At 69.3% G+C, this 15,943-nt stretch carries 16 protein-coding genes; 7 read left to right on the forward strand and 9 right to left on the reverse strand.

Translation table 11 applies throughout. The features are described from left to right. Nucleotides 1-10 precede the first annotated feature (10 nt). A complete protein-coding gene (locus ACIGII_RS12435; RefSeq protein ID WP_145478193.1) occupies nucleotides 11-496 on the forward strand; it encodes a Fur family transcriptional regulator in 486 nt (161 codons plus the stop codon). Nucleotides 497-573: 77 nt separating this feature from the next. Here ACIGII_RS12435 and ACIGII_RS12440 read toward each other — a convergent pair whose 3' ends face one another. The 5 genes from ACIGII_RS12440 to ACIGII_RS12460 all read right to left on the reverse strand — a co-directional run bounded on the left by ACIGII_RS12440 (nucleotide 574) and on the right by ACIGII_RS12460 (nucleotide 7,585). Beyond that, nucleotides 574-1,734, reverse strand: a complete 1,161-nt coding sequence (locus ACIGII_RS12440) for an HlyD family secretion protein (protein ID WP_399638507.1) — start codon at nucleotides 1,732-1,734, stop codon at nucleotides 574-576. 8 nt (nucleotides 1,735-1,742) lie between these two features. Continuing rightward, nucleotides 1,743-3,422 (reverse strand): MFS transporter, encoded by a 1,680-nt coding sequence (locus ACIGII_RS12445; RefSeq protein WP_399638550.1) that lies wholly within the window; start codon nucleotides 3,420-3,422, stop codon nucleotides 1,743-1,745. Beyond that, nucleotides 3,419-3,985, reverse strand: a complete 567-nt coding sequence (locus ACIGII_RS12450; protein WP_399638508.1) for a TetR/AcrR family transcriptional regulator — start codon at nucleotides 3,983-3,985, stop codon at nucleotides 3,419-3,421. Before ACIGII_RS12450 ends, ACIGII_RS12445 begins: the two co-directional genes overlap by 4 nt. Further along, the gene (locus ACIGII_RS12455; protein WP_399638510.1) at nucleotides 3,943-5,304 is read right to left on the reverse strand and encodes an MFS transporter; all 1,362 of its coding nucleotides are present in this window, start codon (nucleotides 5,302-5,304) and stop codon (nucleotides 3,943-3,945) included. The genes ACIGII_RS12450 and ACIGII_RS12455 overlap by 43 nt, the downstream gene beginning before the upstream one ends. A gap of 94 nt (nucleotides 5,305-5,398) precedes the next feature. Beyond that, nucleotides 5,399-7,585 carry a TonB-dependent receptor gene (locus ACIGII_RS12460; protein WP_399638511.1) on the reverse strand — a complete coding sequence of 729 codons (2,187 nt, stop codon included), beginning with the start codon at nucleotides 7,583-7,585 and terminating at the stop codon, nucleotides 5,399-5,401. Between the two features lie 162 nt (nucleotides 7,586-7,747). On the opposite strand from ACIGII_RS12460, the gene ACIGII_RS12465 reads away from it, so the two are divergent. Next, nucleotides 7,748-8,161 carry a MerC domain-containing protein gene (locus ACIGII_RS12465; RefSeq protein WP_399638513.1) on the forward strand — a complete coding sequence of 138 codons (414 nt, stop codon included), beginning with the start codon at nucleotides 7,748-7,750 and terminating at the stop codon, nucleotides 8,159-8,161. 108 nt (nucleotides 8,162-8,269) lie between these two features. Then, a complete protein-coding gene (locus ACIGII_RS12470; protein WP_145478188.1) occupies nucleotides 8,270-8,452 on the forward strand; it encodes a 30S ribosomal protein THX in 183 nt (60 codons plus the stop codon). A gap of 90 nt (nucleotides 8,453-8,542) precedes the next feature. On the opposite strand, the gene ACIGII_RS12475 is transcribed toward ACIGII_RS12470, so the two are convergent. From ACIGII_RS12475 to ACIGII_RS12485, 3 genes are read right to left on the reverse strand one after another with little or no spacing between them, the layout of a single operon-like run. Further along, complete coding sequence (locus ACIGII_RS12475) at nucleotides 8,543-9,802, reverse strand: ectonucleotide pyrophosphatase/phosphodiesterase (RefSeq protein ID WP_399638515.1); 1,260 nt, start codon at nucleotides 9,800-9,802, stop codon at nucleotides 8,543-8,545. Nucleotides 9,803-9,854: 52 nt separating this feature from the next. After that, the gene (locus ACIGII_RS12480; RefSeq protein WP_399638517.1) at nucleotides 9,855-10,346 is read right to left on the reverse strand and encodes a methylated-DNA--[protein]-cysteine S-methyltransferase; all 492 of its coding nucleotides are present in this window, start codon (nucleotides 10,344-10,346) and stop codon (nucleotides 9,855-9,857) included. Between the two features lie 4 nt (nucleotides 10,347-10,350). Next, nucleotides 10,351-11,808 carry an AlkA N-terminal domain-containing protein gene (locus ACIGII_RS12485; protein WP_399638519.1) on the reverse strand — a complete coding sequence of 486 codons (1,458 nt, stop codon included), beginning with the start codon at nucleotides 11,806-11,808 and terminating at the stop codon, nucleotides 10,351-10,353. A 169-nt stretch (nucleotides 11,809-11,977) separates the two neighbouring features. Between ACIGII_RS12485 and ACIGII_RS12490 the strand changes: the two genes are divergently transcribed. The 4 genes from ACIGII_RS12490 to ubiM all read left to right on the forward strand — a co-directional run bounded on the left by ACIGII_RS12490 (nucleotide 11,978) and on the right by ubiM (nucleotide 15,437). Continuing rightward, nucleotides 11,978-13,120, forward strand: a complete 1,143-nt coding sequence (locus tag ACIGII_RS12490; protein WP_399638552.1) for a hypothetical protein — start codon at nucleotides 11,978-11,980, stop codon at nucleotides 13,118-13,120. 61 nt (nucleotides 13,121-13,181) lie between these two features. Beyond that, nucleotides 13,182-13,712, forward strand: a complete 531-nt coding sequence (locus tag ACIGII_RS12495) for a DUF4019 domain-containing protein (RefSeq protein WP_399638520.1) — start codon at nucleotides 13,182-13,184, stop codon at nucleotides 13,710-13,712. 18 nt (nucleotides 13,713-13,730) lie between these two features. After that, nucleotides 13,731-14,132, forward strand: coding sequence for an MAPEG family protein (locus ACIGII_RS12500; protein WP_399638522.1), 402 nt, complete (start codon nucleotides 13,731-13,733; stop codon nucleotides 14,130-14,132). Between the two features lie 87 nt (nucleotides 14,133-14,219). After that, nucleotides 14,220-15,437, forward strand: a complete 1,218-nt coding sequence (ubiM, locus tag ACIGII_RS12505; protein ID WP_399638523.1) for a 5-demethoxyubiquinol-8 5-hydroxylase UbiM — start codon at nucleotides 14,220-14,222, stop codon at nucleotides 15,435-15,437. Nucleotides 15,438-15,637: 200 nt separating this feature from the next. Here ubiM and ACIGII_RS12510 read toward each other — a convergent pair whose 3' ends face one another. Continuing rightward, nucleotides 15,638-15,868, reverse strand: coding sequence for an RNA-binding S4 domain-containing protein (locus ACIGII_RS12510; RefSeq protein ID WP_399638525.1), 231 nt, complete (start codon nucleotides 15,866-15,868; stop codon nucleotides 15,638-15,640). Nucleotides 15,869-15,943: the final 75 nt, after the last annotated feature.

Here is a 15,943-nt window from a genome sequence, read left to right on the forward strand (position 1 = left end):
GAGACCGCGCATGTCCGCCAAGACCGCTTGTACCGCCCCTCATCACCACGTTCACGACGCCTCGGACTTCGTGAAGGTGGTGGAGCGCGTGTGCACGGAGCGCGGACTGCGGCTGACGCCGATCCGCGCCAACGTGCTGCGGCTGATCGCCGAAGCCGGCAAGCCGGTCAAGGCGTATGAGCTGCTGGAATGGGTGCGCAACGGCAAGGGCGTGGGCGCCGATGCCCCGCCCACCGTGTACCGCGCGCTGGACTTCCTGATGGCCAATGGCTTCGTGCACAAGCTGGAGTCGGTGAACGCCTTCGTGGCCTGCCACCACCCCAGCAGCGCCCAGCACTCGGTGCCGTTCCTGATCTGCAACAGCTGCCACAGCGCGGTGGAGCTGGAAGACCGCGACATCGTCAGCCAGCTGGAAAAGCGCGCCAAGGAGCTGGGCTTCCAGCCGCAGGCCCAGACCCTGGAAGTGCACGGCCTCTGCGCCCGCTGCGCGGGGTGATCGCGTAGTGACACGCCATGCGTGTCATCGCGGTGCCCGAACGCAAGGCTGACACGCATGGCGTGTCACTACTATTGTTACCGGGTGTCTGCTGTGTTCACCCGGACCACCACCGACATGCCCGGGCGCAGACGCGGCGCAAGCGCCTGGTCCGGGTCGATGGCGATCCGCACCGGCAACCGCTGCACCACCTTGGTGAAATTGCCGCTGGCGTTATCCGGGCGCAGCACGCTGAATTCCGAGCCCGTGGCCGGGGCGATCTGCTCCACCCGACCCGTCAGCCGCTGGCCGTCGAAGGCATCCACCGCGAAGGTGGCCGGCTGGCCGATGCGCATCTTCCAGGTCTGCCCTTCCTTGAAATTGGCGACCACCCACAGCGCGTCCGGCACCAGGAACAGCAGCTGCGAGCCGGCGGTGACGTATTGGCCCAGCCGTACCGAGGCCTCACTGACCTGCCCGTCGCGCGGCGCGTGGATGACCGTGTTGGCCAGGTCGATCCGCGCCAGCTCCAGCTGCGCCTTCGCCGTTTCCACGCCCGCTTCCAGACCCTTGCGCGCCACCTGGGTGGAGGTCAGCGTCTCCTCGGCGATGCGGATCTGCGCCTGCGACTGCTGCACCGATGATTGCGCGGCCTGCGCGCTGGTGCGGAACTTGTCGCGGTCGTTGAGCGCCACCAGCTGCTGGTCGGCCAGTTCCTCATAGCGCTTGAGCTCGTTGCGCGAGCGCGCCAGCTCCGACTGGCCTGCCGACAGTGCGGCGCGGGCCGCGCCGATCTGTGCGCGGTTCTGCGCCTGCGCCTGGTCGGAGTTGGCCAGCGCAGCCACCGCGCTGTCCAGGTTGGCCTGCGCCTGCGCGACTTTTTCCTTGTAGATGCGGTCGTCGATGCGCAGCAGCGGCTCGCCCTGTTTGACGTGCTGGAAGTCCTTGACCAGCACCTCGGTCACGTAGCCGTTCACCTGCGGCGCCAGCACGGTGATCTGGCCGCGCACGTAAGCATTGTCGGTGCTGACCCAGGGGGTGTTGAACGGCCACAGCGACCAGGCGCGCAGGATCAGCGCGATGCCCAGCAACGCGACCACGATCATCACCACCACGCTGCGCGTGCTGGGCTTGAGGTACTTCGGCGCGCTGGGCGCAGCCGGGGCCGCCGTGGCGCGGGTGGCGGCCGGCGCGGCGTCGGTGGGCGGCGCGGGATTGACGTTCTCAGGCGCGTCGTCACGCGGCGGTGTCGTAGGCATATCGGGACTCATCGGGGGTCTACGCCGGCAGGCGCAAGGGGAGGGGGGGCAGGCGGGTGGCGCTTGCGCCATTGCTTGAGGACGGCGGTGCGCACCGACAACAACAGCAGCCAGCACAGGAAGCCGAGCGCGACCCGGCCGCTGAGCGAGAAGACGTCGTTGAACCCGCGCACGTTGGCTTCGCGGCGGGTGATCTGGGCCAGCTGCGCGGTGCCCTGCGCGCTGCGCTGCGCCGGGTCGGTGAGCAGTGGCGCGTACAGCTGCTGCTGCAGTTTCAATCGTTGCGCGACCACGCCATCGGCCGGATCGAGCTGGCTGACCAGCGCGCTGGAATAGACCTGCTCGCGGTGCAGCTGGTACGTGCCCAGCACCGCCGAGCCGGCCAACCCTCCCAGGGTCTGGGTGATCGAGAGGGTGACCAGGAAGGTGATCATGTGGTCCACGCCCTGCTTCAGCGCCTGGGTGATGCCAAGCATGATCAGCGGCCCCATGAACATGCCCGCGCCCATGGAGGCCAGGAACTGGCTGACGAAGAAGTCGTGCGGCCGGTCCTGGCTGGTGCGGCTCTGGTCGAGAAACGCCGCACTGCCGAGCAGCAGGATCGCCATCAGCAGCTGCGGGATGATGCGCTTCGGCCCGAAGGTGAGCGAGCTGGCCGCGATGCCACAGATCACCCCGGCCAGGATCACCGCGAACAACGGCCGCATCTGGTCCGGCCCCATGCCGAGCTGGCGCATCAGTCCGACCACCCCGTAGGACTGTTCGGTGGTGAGGAAACGGATCAGGAACGCGCCGACGATGAAATGCAGCACCGGCAGGCTGGTCAGCCAGCGCGTCTGCAGCAGCGGGTTGCGCCGGTAGTGCTCGATCAGGAACCCGGTGGTGGCCAGGGCGATCGAGGCCACCAGCGCCCAGCCCAGCCAAGGGGTGTCCAGCCACCAGCGCACGTAGCCCTGCGCCAGCACCACCACCAGCAGCCCGACCGCCGGCGCCAGCAGCGCGAAGGTCAGGAAATCCATCGGCTCGAAGGCCTTGATCTGCACGCCGGGCGGCAGCTTCAGCAGCACCACCGCGGCGAACGCGCACAGCGCCAGCCCCGCCTCGAACAGATACAGGTTGTGCCATTGGCCGGTATCGACCAGCCCGGCCGAGACCAGCCACGCGATCGGCACCGCCATCTGCGAGATGCCCACCCCGATCACCAGCAGGTTGCCGGTAAACCGGCGCGGCAGCGACTGCAGCATGTACAGGGTGCCCAGCGTGCTGCACGCGGCGCCGGCAAAGCCGCTGGCCGCGCGCAGCAGGACCGTGGTTTCAAAGCTGCCCACCGCCAGGTGCAGCAGCGCCAGCGCGGCGTACAGGCCCAGGCCGATTTCGGCGAACAGGCGGATGCCGTACTGTTGGCGGAACTTGAAGGCGAGCAGGTTGGCGGTGACGTTGACCATCGCATACGCGGCCACCAGCCAGCTGCCCTGCGCCGGGGTCAGCCCGAGCTGGCCCTGCAGGTAGGGCAGGTTGGCGCTGACCAGCGCGTTGCCGAGACCGCCGGTGATGCCGACCAGCAGCGCGACCAGCGCGTAGGCCACGCGGCGGTGCGGCGGATGCCACGGCATCGACGCAGACCCGGGCAGGGTGGGCTTTTCGTGTTCTTCCCAGTCGGGAATGGGCTTGAGGTAATCGGCCATCAGCCGTCCCCGTCGCCCGGTCCCTGCAGTCCGGCGCGCAGCAGCTGCAGCCCGCGCGTGGCCAGCCGGGCCCGTTCTTCGCGGGTTTTGCCCCGCAGGGCGGCGCCGAGCATGCTGGAAATGAGCGAGATGTCGACCGGCTGCAGGTCCGCTCGGCACAGCCCGGCGTCGATCGCGCGCTGGATGGGGGCTTTGAGCAGGTCCTGCACGGTCTGGCGGGCCGCCTTCATGCTGGGGTCGTCCGCATCCACGGCGCGCCAGTAATCGGCCAGCGCCGGCGACTGCACGATGCGGGTGGCCATGCCCTGCAGCACCTCGAACAGGGCGTCATCGCGATCGCCCAGGGTTTCGACCTGGCGCGCAATGCGCGTCACTGTCCGTTGAAGCAGGGCTTCGATCAATGCGGTGCGGTCGGGAAAGTTGCGGTACAGCGTGGCGCGCCCGACCTGGGCTTTTTCCACCACCAGATCCAGGGGCGCGGTCACGCCATGCTGGCCGAAGACGGCATCGGCGGCATCCAGGATCAGGGCGCGGCGGGCAGCCGCATCGGCACGTTGACTTTGCATGCGTTATTTTCGGACAAATATGTCCGCAAAGGAAGGCGGGGACAGGATGCCGGTATGAGGCCGCTGGGCTTGGTCAACGAGGCGTGAAGTCGGTGCGGGTCAGGAACGGCATGGCAACCGTAGCGGGCCTCGCGGATCGGCAGGTTGATCACCGCTGCCAGGGCGGCCAGTGCCATGTCGGCGTACCACATCCACAGGAAACTGCCCGAATGCGCCAGGGCGACGCCGCCGAGCCAGGCACCGAAGAAGCCGCCCAGCTGGTGGGAGAGCAGGGTGAGGCCGAACAGGGTGCCCAGGTAGCGCGGACCGAACAGCTTGCCGACCAGGCCGGCCGTGGGCGGCACGGTGGCCAGCCAGGTAAAGCCGAGTGCCGCGGAAAACACATAGAAGGTCAGTGCGGTAGGCGGGGCCAGCAGATAGGCGCCGATCATCAGGGCGCGGCTGGCGTACATCCAGAACAGCAGGTACTTCATGCGGTAGCGCTGGCCGAGCGCACCCACCAGCAGGCTGCCGGCGATGTTGAACAGCCCGATCAGCGCGATCGAGGTCGACGCCACCGTCGGCGACAACCCGCACAGCGCGATTTCGCCGGGCAGGTGGGTCACCAGGAAGGCGATGTGCAGGCCGCAGGTAAAAAAGCCCAGGTGCAGGTACCAGTAACTGCGGTCGCGCGCGGCCACCTGCAGCTGCGCGCGCAGGCCGTCGTCGTTGGCGTGCGGTCCGCTGCTGGCGTGGTCGCCGGGTCGGCGTCGCAGCGGCCAGGCCAGCGGCAGGGACAGCAGCGCGGCGGCGGCCATGACCCACATGGCGCGGGCCCAGCCCGCACTGCTGATCACCCACTGCACCAGCGGGGCGAACACGAACTGGCCGAGCGAGCCGCCGGCGTTGATCAGGCCGGCGGCGAACGAGCGCTTTTCCGCTGGCAGCCGATGCGCGGTGGCGCCGATCAGCACCGAAAAGCTGCCGGCGCCGGCACCGGCGGCCATCAACAGGCCCAAGGTGAAGCTCAGCCCGAGTGGGCGGGTCAGCAGCGGCGCCAACAGCAGGCCGGCCACCAGCATCAGCGTGCCGCCCAACAGGACCGGCCATGCCCCGCGCTGGTCGGCCACCGCGCCAAACACCGGCTGCACCGCGCCCCAGACGAACTGCCCGATGGCCAGCGCAAAGCTGATCTCGACAATGCTCACCCCGGTGCTGCGGTGGATCGGGTCGACGTACAGCCCCGACGTCTGGCGCACGCCCATGGTCACCATCAGGATCGCCGAGGCAGCCACGAGCAGCCCCCAATGCATGCGCGGGGCGGGGGAGGCAGTGGGCATCCGGGATTCCTGCGGCAGGCGATGCCCGATTGTACGACCAAAAAAAACGGGGGCCGTGCGGCCCCCGAAGATGCATCCTTGAACCCAGTGGGGATCAGAAATAGGCGCGGATGCCGAACGCGACGCCACGGCCCGGCAGCGGCGAGTAGTCGCGCAGCAGCGAGGTGTGCGCACGCGCCTCGCGGTTGGTCAGGTTGTTGCCGTCCAGGAACACCTCGTAGCTGTTGCTGTCGCTGCGGTCCCAGCGGTAGGCGAAGTGCGCGTCGACCAGGGTGTAGCCGGCGCTGGGGTCTTCGTTCTGTGCGGTGTCCTTCTGGCTGCTGTAACGCACCGCGCCCACCGAGGCCCGCCAGCCATCGCGCGACCAGCGCAGGTCGGCGCCCACGCGTGCCGGGGAAATGCGTGGCAGGTAACCGGTGTTGGCCAGGTCCACGGTGTAGTTGTGGTTGTGGTCGCCGTGCGGCACGGCGATGTCGACACTGCGGCTGCCGCTGCCGTCCAGTTCGGCCTTCACGTAGTCGCCGAACACGCGCAGGTCCCAGTCGCCGCTGGTGCCTTCGAACAGGTGCACCAGCGCCTCGGCCTCGGCGCCCTTGAAGGTGGCGTCCTGCTGGGTCCACAGGCGCACCGGCAGGCTTTCCACCACGCCGGTGTCGGCCAGGTAGATGAAGTCCTTGAACTTCGTCTGGTAGATGGACGCGGAAAAGTCGAGGCGGTCGCCGTGGGTGTGGATGCCCAGTTCCACGCGCTGGCCGCGTTCGGTTTTCAGGTTGGCATCGCCGATCTCCAGCGAGCGGGTGGCGATGTGCGCGCCGGCCGCGTACAGCTCTTCATTGGTGGGGGCGCGCTCGGAGCCGTCCACGCCAAAGCGCAGATCGACGGCGTCGTTGAGCTTCCAGATGCCGGCCGCGGACAGGTTGGTGGCATCGAAGGTACGCGCGCGGTAGTCGCCGGTCGGGTCGAGCTTGACCTGGTCGTGGCGACCGCCCAGTTCCAGCTTGAACGGGCCGAACTGCTTCTCCTGCAGCACGAACAGGCCCAGGTTGCGGGTGTTGGTGTCGGGCACGAAGGCTTCTTCGCCCTTGGCGCCGAAATCGCTGTTGCCGAACTGCAGGCCGAACGCGCCGTCCCAGCCGCCGATCTGCTGCTGCACCGCCTCCAGGCGGCCTTCGATGCCACGGTTGGTGAAGCGGGTGGACGGGGTGCCGGCCTCCAGTTCCACGTGTTCGTAGTCGGTGTAGGCGGTGCGCAGGTTGATGTTCTTCAGGAACGAGACCGGGTTGTAGATGCCGCCCTTGGCTTCGAAGCGGTTCTGCACCATGTCGATGCGCACGTCGTGCTCGTCGCCTTCCTCTTCCTCGTCGCCATGGTCGTGGTCGTGGTCATGGTCATCGTCGGCATGCACGTGCGCGCCGTTGGGGATGCCGTAGTTGGTGCGGTAGGTGCTGGCCGAGGCGCCGAAGTAGCCGCCTTCGCCGAGCCAGGTCGCCCCGACGCCACCGGCCCGGGTGCGGATCGAGCTGTTGTCCAGCGTGCCGCGACGCGGTTCGTCGGTGTCGCCTTCTTCATGCTCGTGGCCGCTGTGGTCTTCCAGGCCATCGATCACCGCGTAGCCGGGAATGCGGTAGTCGTCGCCATTGCGCACCAGGCCATCCACGTGCAGCACCCAGTTACCGTTGACGCCGTCCAGGCGGAACATGCCGCTGCGTTCGTCATTGACCGAATTGCCACGCAGTTCGGCGCGGCCGCTGAGCGGTCGGTCGGGCAGGTCGCGGGCGATGCGGCCATCCACGACATTCACCGCGCCGCCGATGGCGCCGCTGCCGAACAGCAGGGTGGCCGGGCCCTTGAGCACTTCGATCTGGTCGGCCAGGAACGGTTCGATGCTGGTGGCATGGTCTGCGCTGACCGTGGAGGCGTCCATGTTGCCCATGCCGTTGGACAGTACGGCCACGCGCGGTCCTTCCTGGCCGCGGATGATCGGGCGGCCCACGCCGGGGCCGAAGAAGGTGCTCTGCACGCCGGGAAGCTTGGCCACGGTATCGCCGAGGGTGCCGGCCTTCTGTTCGTCCAGGCGTTCGCCGGCCAGCACGTCGACCGGGCGCGCCAGCGACTCGGCGTCGCCCTGCAGCGGGGTGGCGGTGACCTTGACCTCGGAGAGCTCGGTCAGGTGGCGGTCATGCGGGGTGTCCTGGTCGGCAGCGAGGGCCAGCGAAGGGAGCAGGGCGGCGGCGAGCGCCAGGGACAGGGCGTGCGGCCGGAGGGTGCGGGAAGAGCGCATGGGCAGGGGATCCGTGGGTCGTATTGTTACAATGTATCAATGGTGGGGCGCGCCAATCCCTTGGGAGGGAGGGTGTAGCCGGAGGCGTGGAAGCGGAAGGGAGTGCGCGTCGGGATTGATGTTATATTATTCCATATCGTTTCGCCGACCCTGCTGGAAGTCATGCCCCTGTTCCCCCGTTTACGACAGCTGCTCGATCGCTTCGGTGCCACCGGTTCGTTGCTGTGCGCGGTGCACTGCGCGGTGTTGCCGATACTGCTGGCGGCGGCGCCGTCGCTGGGACTGTCGGTGTGGCTGGGCGACGGCGTGGAGCTGGCGCTGGTCAGCTTCGTGACCCTGCTGGGTCTGTTCAGCCTGGTCTGGGGCTACCGGCGCCACGGGGCGCTGCGTGCGCTGGGCTTCCTGATCCCGGGCCTGACCGCGCTGTGGGCGGGGCTGCTGTACGGGCCGCTGCACCATGCGCCGGTGCCGCATGCGGTGGTGATGACCCTGGGCGGTGTACTGGTGGGCGTTGCGCACCTGGTCAACCTGCGGCTGAACCACGGACACGTCCACGACGCGAGCTGTGCGCACTGAGGCGCTGTGGTAGGCTTTCCGATCGTGCGCGGGGGCGTCTGCAAGGACGGGCCCGCCGAACCCGTGCCAGCACGGGGTAATCAGATTTCAGACTAAGGAGTTGACGACATGGGTAAGGGTGACCGCAAGACCGCCAAGGGCAAGCGCTACAACGCCAGCTACGGCAATTCGCGTTCGCACGCGGTGAGCAAGGTGGCCGTGGGCGCAGCTGCGCCGGTCGCCAAGAAGACCGTGGCCAAGGCCCCGGCGAAGAAGGCAGTGGCCAAGAAGGCCGTCGCCAAGGCCAGCTGATCGCTCAGCCCGGTCCGACGAAAAAACGCGGCGCTTGCGCCGCGTTTTTTTTGCGCAGCCTCCCGTAGCGCCACGCCCTGCGTGGCTGCTTCACCTCAACGCGTGAAGCAGCGTGTCCGGGTTGCCGTCGTTGGGCGCGGCAGGAATGCCGAGGAGACGGGTCATCAGAGGATAGAGGTCTACGTTGTCGAAACCCGGCAGCGTGGCGCCCTGCTTGAAGGACGGGCCGCGCGCGACAAATACCGCGCGCATCGAAGGCAGCGCGTTGTCGTACCCGTGCGAACCGCGGTCGCCGGGCTCGCGCGTGTCCAGACGGGCGCGGTACAGCGCGTTCCAGCCTTCGTGCATCTGGCAGATGATCGGTGGAATGCGCGGGTTGGAGCCGTACGCCCAGCGCGCCGGCAGCGTCTGCCGGGTCCAGCAGTCGTAGTTCGCATGCGCGCCGAGCAGGATCTTTTCCGCCTCGCGCCGCTTGCCCGGCAGCGGTGCGAACCCGATGGACTGCCCCTGCGAGACGTTGCTGGCGATGGTCGGGTCGATCATGTCTTCCACCGCGATGGTCTGGCCGTCGGGCACGGTGGCCATGCCGTGATCGGACACCACGATCACATTGGTGGCGTCCTGTAGTCCGCGCGCGGCCAACCCGTCCAGCAGCTGCCCGATCGCCGTGTCCACCGCCACGATCGCCGCCGCATACGCCGGCGAATCCGGGCCGTCGTGGTGGCCGGCCTTGTCCACCTGCTCCATGTACAGCGTGACCAGGCGCGGCGCCTGGGCGTCGGTCTGCGCCACCCAGTCCAGCACCTGCTCCACCCGCGCCGACAGCGGCACGCTCGGGTCGTACACCCGCCACTGGCTGGGGCGTACACCCTGGATGGCGGCCTCGCTGCCCGGCCACGACCACGTCGCGCTGCGCACCCCGGCCTTCTCCGCACCCACCCAGATCGGCTCGCCGCCCCACCAGCGCGCGTCCGTCACGGCGTCGGGCAGGTTGACCTGGAAACGGCCCAGGCGCTCTTCCTGCATGCTGTTGTGGATGATGCCGTGGTGGTTCGGGCGCAGCCCGGTCACGATCGTGTAGTGGTTGGGGAAGGTCAGCGACGGATACGACGGCGTCATCCACTGCGCACGCACACCCTCCTGCGCGATGCGCTGAAGGTTCGGGGTGATGCCGCGGTCAAGCATGTCCGCGCGCAGGCCATCGATCGACACCAGCAGCAGTTTCGGCGCGGGCGCCGCAGCGGGGGCGGACGGTGCGGCCGCCACGGCGGGCGGAGTGGACGGGGCGCTGGCACAGCTGGTCAACGCGAGGGCGGCGGCAAGCGCCAGCGAAAGGCGTACGGAAATCATCCCGCCATGATAGTTCGCCGCAGTGACGCAGCGAAGACAACCCATGGCAGGGTCAGGCGAACAACGGCTGCGTGCGTGCCTCCAGTGCCAGCAGCGCCGCCTTGGTTTCCAGGCCGCCACCGAACCCGGTCAGCGCACCGCTGCTGCCGATCACCCGGTGGCAGGGCAGCACGATCGGCAGCGGATTGCGGCCGTTGGCCGCGCCTACCGCACGGCTGGCGGTGGGCTGGCCGACATGGCGCGCCAGTTGCACGTAGCTCCAGGTCTGGCCGAACGGAATGTCGGCCAGCGCCTGCCAGACCCGCAGCTGGAAGTCGGTACCGCGCGGGGCCAGCAGCAGGTCGAAGGTGGTGCGCTCACCGCGCAGGTACTGCAGCAGCTGGGTACGGGCTTCGCGCAGCGCATGCGGGTCGCGCTGCCACTGCGCACGGCCCTTGGCGTCGTAGCGGTTGTTCTCGAACAGGATGTGGTGGATGCCCTGGCTGTCGCCGGCCACGGTCAGTGCGCCGATGGGGCTGTCGAAGGTGTGGTAGAGCAGGTTCATGCGGTTACTCCGGAACGGACGTGGCCAGGTGCCACAGGTGCAGCACGGCGTAGGCACGCCAGGGCCGCCAGGCCTGCGAACGGGCCTCGGTGGCGCGTTCGCTCAGCCGCGTGTCGCCGCCCAGTACCTGCTGCAGCACCAGGTCGCCGGCGGGGAAGGCATCGGGCAGCGCAAGTGCGCGCAGCGCGATGTAGTGCGCGGTCCACGGCCCGATGCCGGGCAGGGCCACGCAGCGTTCAATGAAGGTGTCCAGGCGCTGGCCGGCGCCGAAATCCAGCCGGCCGTCGGCCACCGCCGTGGCCACCGCACGCACCGTGGATGCGCGCGTGCGCGGCAATCCAATTCCTTCCAGCGGCGCATCGGCCAGCTGTGCCGGGCTCGGGAACTGCCGGTCCAGGCCCTCGGGCATGCCCGCCAGCGACGTGCCGAAGCGGTCGACCACGCGTCGCGCCAGGGTGATCGCTGCCGCCACGCTGACCTGCTGGCCCAGCACCGCGCGCACCGCCACCTCGAAACCGTCCCAGCCGCCGGGCACGCGCAGTCCCGGACGCGCGGCGATGCCGCGTGCCAGCACCGGGTCCTGCGCGAGCGTGGCGTGCACGATGCGCAGGTCGGCGTCGAGATCGAAGATGCGTCGCACCTTGCGCACGATCCCGGGAATCGCACGCGGATCGACCTGGCCCAGCTGCAGCAGCAGCTCCGGCCGCTTCGGATCGGCGCTGACCCGGATCAGCGAGGGGCGTTCGGCCGGCCCGATCACGCGCTGGTAGCTGTCGGCGTCGATCTGCTCGATGCCCGGAATGCAACGACGGCGCAGGAACGCCAGCATGGCCGGGAAGTCCAGCGGCGGCCGGTACCCCAGGCGCAGGGTCAGCGCGCCCTCGGCGAGCACGCCACGCTGGCGGCGGATCGCGGTGGGCGGCATGCCGCAGCCGTCCAGGAACGCCGCGTTGAAACGGCGCAGGCTGTTGTAGCCGGCCGCCATGGCCACGTCGGTCACCGGCAGCGCGGTTTCGGTCAGCAGCTGCTTGGCCAGCAGCAGGCGTCGGGTGGCGTGGATCTGCGCCGGCGCCGCGCCCAGCCGGGCCACGAACAGGCGCTGCAGCTGGCGTGCGCTGAGCCCCAGCCGCGCGGCCAGTTCGCCGACTGCGGCATCCTGCAGGTAGCCCTCGTTGATCAACGCCAGGGCGCGCTGCAGGGTCTCGTTGCTGAGCGCGTCCTGCGCGTCCGGCGCCAGCTCGGGACGGCAGCGCAGGCAGGGGCGGAAGCCGGCGGCCGCGGCCGCCGCCGCGGTGGGGTAGTAGTCCACGTTGGACGGCTTCGGCGCCGGCGCCGGGCACACCGGCCGGCAGTAGATGCCGGTGCTGCGCACGGCGGTGAAGAACACGCCGTCGAAGCGCGCATCCCGAGCCAGGCGGGCGCTTTCGCAGGCGGTGTAGTCCAGGGGCAGGGCGGTGTCCATGGCGCCCAGTCTATGCGCCTGGCCGAGGGCAGGCTCGCCATTTTCGGACAGCTATGCGTCTGGTCGTCGGCGCGGTTCAGGGCAGGTTCCCGCGATGCCGGCCGGGCGCACTAGACTGTGCCTTCATGTGCCGTTTTCGGCACGCCCTTTGTCTGGAAGCCGGGTGTCCATGCTGCTCAAGTCGTGCGGGTTGTTGCTGTTGTGCCTGGGGCTGGCCGCCTGCAGCCAGCTGGAGAACCCCGGCAACGTCACCGCCGCCGACAAGGCGGTGCGGGCGCAGACTGCCGACGGCGACCACATGGTGTCGATCAACGCTGCCGATGCGCCGCCGCCCCCCCCGCCGCCGCCGCGCCGGGGCGAGCAGGGCTGGCCCGAAGTGGCGCTGGTCAACGGCAAGGCCTGGATCAGCTGCGATACCGAGTATGCCGACGCGGCCGGCGACGGCGTGCCGGTGGAAGGACTCAACCGCGGCCAGCTGGAAGCGGCAATCGGGCCGTGCGTGGAGCGCGGCCTGCTGCGGGTGCGCTATGTAGGCAAGATCAATCCCGGCTTCGCCGAACTGGTGGCACGGGTGGCCCTGGTCGCCGACGCCCAGCACGTCTCGCGGCGTATCCTCGACCTGGATTCCAGCGGCGGCCAGGTGGAAGCGGCAATCGTGGCCGGCGACCGCATCGGCGAATCGAACTGGACCATCTGGGTGCGCGAAGGCTCTGTGTGCCACAGCGCCTGCGTGTTCGTGTTGGCGGCCGGCGACAACCGGCTGGTGTCGGGGAAGGTAGGCATCCATCGCATGATGCGGATCAGTTCGAAGGCCACCTCGCGCGCCGAGCTCAACCGCGAGCTTCACGAGGTCTACGACAACGTCAAGGATTACCTGCAGCGCAATGGCGTGGCGGTCGGCGTGGCCGACCTGATGATGACCGTTCCCAACCGCAGCCTGCGCCTGCTCAGCAGCGACGAACTGCGCCAGTTCGGGCTGGACGGCACCAATGCAGTGCAGGACGACCTGGAGCGGATCAAGCAGATGCGCAAATGCGGGGACGCGTTCGTGCGCCGCAAGGACGCGTTCCTGGTTGCGTTCGACCAGGAGTGCAAGCGCGAGGGCAGTGAGCTGGAGGCGATCACCCGTTGCGGGCAGACCCTCAAGCAGCGTTACGGATTCCCGGACGCGACCTGCCCGGATGAAAGTCCGTTGTCGGAAATCGATGTATCCATCCTGCTGCCGCCGAGCGACCGCCCGCGCGAGGCGGTTGCCGAGCGGACCGCCAGCGACGCCGACCAGCCGCCGCCGGAAGCGGCCGAGCGCAACTGACGGGCCACTCACGGGGTTCCCGTACACTGGCGCATCGTCCCCTGACGCTGACGGTGTTCCGATGCGCGTTCCGCTGCTGCTGTCGCTGTTGCTTCCTGCCGTTGCCCTGGCCCAGACCCCGCCGCCGGCCACCCCGGCACCGGCGCCGGCGCGCCCCGCGCCGACCGCGCCCGCAGCACCGGCACGGCCGGCGCTGACCCCGCAGCAGCAGGCCCAGGTGCAGAAGCAGGACCAGGAAATGGCGGCCGCCGGCCGCAAGGTCGCCGAGCTGGTCGACACCCAGCGTGCCGCCGAGGCCTGGAAAGGTGCGTCCGCGATCGCCCGCCGATCGGTGACCGAACAGGCCTTCGTGGCCCAGCTCGACGCCGACCGCAAGCGGCTCGGCGCGCTGCAGTCGCGCGGCACGCCGCAGGTGACCCGCGTCAAGTACGCGGCCGGCGCCACCGTGCCCGAAGGCCTGTATATCAACGTCAGCTTCCCCACCCGTTTCGCCAACAGCGCGCAGCCGGTGCGCGAACTGGTCTCGTTCCGCCTGGATGAAGACAGGGTCTGGCGCCTGGCCGGTTACAGCGTCCGCGCCGCCGCGCCCTGACACCACAAGGAACATTCCATGGGTATCGAAATCAAGATGCTGGGCTGGTCCATCGTGCTGGGCCTGGTGCAGGTCATGCTGGCCGCTGGCGCGATCACCCGCGAGCGCGGCACCGCATGGAACGCCTCGGCCCGCGATGGCACGCCGCCGCCACCGGGCCCACTGGCCGCACGCCTGCAGCGTGCGCAGGCCAATTTCCTTGAAACGTTTCCGTTCTTCGCCGCCGTGGTGTTGGCGGTCGTGTTGACCCAGCGCCAGGACGCCACCACGGCGCTGGCGGTGCAGCTGTATTTCTGGGCGCGGGTGGTCTACGTGCCGTTGTATGCCGCCGGCATTCCCTACGTGCGCAGCCTGGTCTGGCTGGTGTCGCTGGTGGGCATCGTGCTGCTGCTGTGGCGTCTGCTGCACGGGCTGGCGTGACCGGTTGCCGTCGCGGCTGATCCAGATCAAGGTCGGCCGCCGGGACCGGCGCTACGCTCAGGCCGGGATCAACCTCGGGTAAGCATCATGCCGGACACGCACGGAATCAACGCAGGCGCCGTATCGGGCGAGGCCACGGCAGTGGACGTGGTGGTGGTCGGCGCCGGTCCGGCCGGGTTGTGTTTCGCCCGCGCGCTGGCCGACACCGGGCTGCGCGTGACCATGATCGAACAGCAGCCGCGGGCGGCATTGGCCGACCCGGCCTTTGACGGGCGCGAAATCGCGCTCACCCATGCGTCCCGACAGATCCTGGAACAGCTGGGGCTGTGGCAGCGGCTGGATCAGGATGAAATCTCGCCCCTGCGCGATGCCAGGGTGATGGACGGTCGCTCGCCGTTCGCGCTGACGTTTGCTGCCGCGCAGGCCAAGGGTGGCGACCTGGGCTGGCTGGTGCCGAACCACCTGATCCGGCGCGCGGCGTGGGACGGCGTGAAGGGTCAGGCGGGGCTGGAGATCCTGGCCTCGTGCAGCGTGCGCGCCATCGTGCCCGGCCCGCGGCACAGCGCGGTCACCCTGACCGATGGCCGTCGCCTGCACGCGCGCCTGGTGGTGGCGGCCGACAGCCGGTTCTCCTCGACCCGACGCCTGCTGGGCATCGGCGCCCGGATGCGCGACTTCGGCAGGTCGATGCTGGTGTGCCGCATGCAGGTCGAGGTGCCGCACCAGCACACCGCCTGGGAATGGTTCGGGTATGGCCGCACCATGGCCCTGCTGCCGCTCAATGGCGACCAGGCCTCGGCGGTCATCACCCTGCCGCCGCGCCAGGTCGACGCCCTGCTCGCGCAGGACCCGGTCCGCTTCGGGCAGTACATCAGCGACTGCTTCGAGCACCGGCCGGGCGCGATGACGCCGGTGGCGCGTGCCGTCGCCTACCCGCTGGTGGGGGTGTATGCAGTGGCTTTCGTTGGCGAGCGCTGTGCGCTGATCGGCGATGCGGCCGTTGGCATGCACCCGGTCACGGCCCACGGCTTCAACCTGGGGCTGCAGAGCCAGCAGCGGCTGGCCGCCGAAGTGCGGGAGGCGGCGGAGCGGGGCACCGACATTGGCGCCCCGACGGGACTGGCGCGTTACGAGCGGGGTCACCGGCTGGCATCCCGGCCGCTCTACGAGGCCACCAACGCGATCGCCACGCTGTACACGGACGACCGCCTGCCGGCGCGCCTGCTGCGCCGGGCCGGATTGCACGTGGCCCAAGGGGTTGCGCCGTTCCGGCAGCTGATCGCCGCGCATCTCACCCAGCGGTGAGGAGCGTCACGACCAACGGTCGTGACCTACCGGCGTGGAACCGCCATGTGAAGCGCCCCACCCCGGTAGGTGACGACCGTTGGTCGTCACGCGGGGCAACCGTTGACCGCCACCCCGGTAGGTGACGACCGTTGGTCGTCACGCGGGAGAACCGTTGACCGCCACCCCGGTAGGTGACGACCGTTGGTCGTCACGCGGGCTCAGGGCGCGTCGGAATCGGCGATGACGTGGATCACGGTGTCGCCGAACTGGACCTGCTGGCCCGCGCGGATCTTGCAGGCCTTGCGCAGCTCCACCTCGCCGTCGACCCGCACCTGGCCATCGCCGATCACGGTCTTGGCCTCGCCGCCGCTGGTGACCAGGTCGGCCAGCTTGAGCAGCTGCTTGAGCTCGACGTAGTCGCGGTCGAGTTCGAATTCGAGGGTCTGCATGGAGCGGGTATCCTTGAAGGGGCGCGGACGGGGACCGGGCCGGAATGGGCGCGTATTGTGCGCCAGCCTGCGCCA

The organism is Stenotrophomonas sp. NPDC077420 (assembly GCF_044543385.1).
Lineage (GTDB): Bacteria > Pseudomonadota > Gammaproteobacteria > Xanthomonadales > Xanthomonadaceae > Stenotrophomonas.

What these genes read in the sequence shown, in the direction of transcription:
- ACIGII_RS12435 (WP_145478193.1), top strand. Translation starts at nt 11, where the DNA reads ATGTCCGCCAAGACCGCTTGTACCGCCCCTCATCACCACGTTCACGAC.
- ACIGII_RS12440 (WP_399638507.1), bottom strand. Translation starts at nt 1,734, where the DNA reads ATGCCTACGACACCGCCGCGTGACGACGCGCCTGAGAACGTCAATCCC.
- ACIGII_RS12450 (WP_399638508.1), bottom strand. Translation starts at nt 3,985, where the DNA reads ATGCAAAGTCAACGTGCCGATGCGGCTGCCCGCCGCGCCCTGATCCTG.
- ACIGII_RS12455 (WP_399638510.1), bottom strand. Translation starts at nt 5,304, where the DNA reads ATGCCCACTGCCTCCCCCGCCCCGCGCATGCATTGGGGGCTGCTCGTG.
- ACIGII_RS12460 (WP_399638511.1), bottom strand. Translation starts at nt 7,585, where the DNA reads ATGCGCTCTTCCCGCACCCTCCGGCCGCACGCCCTGTCCCTGGCGCTC.
- ACIGII_RS12465 (WP_399638513.1), top strand. Translation starts at nt 7,748, where the DNA reads ATGCCCCTGTTCCCCCGTTTACGACAGCTGCTCGATCGCTTCGGTGCC.
- ACIGII_RS12470 (WP_145478188.1), top strand. Translation starts at nt 8,270, where the DNA reads ATGGGTAAGGGTGACCGCAAGACCGCCAAGGGCAAGCGCTACAACGCC.
- ACIGII_RS12475 (WP_399638515.1), bottom strand. Translation starts at nt 9,802, where the DNA reads ATGATTTCCGTACGCCTTTCGCTGGCGCTTGCCGCCGCCCTCGCGTTG.
- ACIGII_RS12480 (WP_399638517.1), bottom strand. Translation starts at nt 10,346, where the DNA reads ATGAACCTGCTCTACCACACCTTCGACAGCCCCATCGGCGCACTGACC.
- ACIGII_RS12485 (WP_399638519.1), bottom strand. Translation starts at nt 11,808, where the DNA reads ATGGACACCGCCCTGCCCCTGGACTACACCGCCTGCGAAAGCGCCCGC.
- ACIGII_RS12490 (WP_399638552.1), top strand. Translation starts at nt 11,978, where the DNA reads ATGCTGCTCAAGTCGTGCGGGTTGTTGCTGTTGTGCCTGGGGCTGGCC.
- ACIGII_RS12495 (WP_399638520.1), top strand. Translation starts at nt 13,182, where the DNA reads ATGCGCGTTCCGCTGCTGCTGTCGCTGTTGCTTCCTGCCGTTGCCCTG.
- ACIGII_RS12500 (WP_399638522.1), top strand. Translation starts at nt 13,731, where the DNA reads ATGGGTATCGAAATCAAGATGCTGGGCTGGTCCATCGTGCTGGGCCTG.
- ubiM (WP_399638523.1), top strand. Translation starts at nt 14,220, where the DNA reads ATGCCGGACACGCACGGAATCAACGCAGGCGCCGTATCGGGCGAGGCC.
- ACIGII_RS12510 (WP_399638525.1), bottom strand. Translation starts at nt 15,868, where the DNA reads ATGCAGACCCTCGAATTCGAACTCGACCGCGACTACGTCGAGCTCAAG.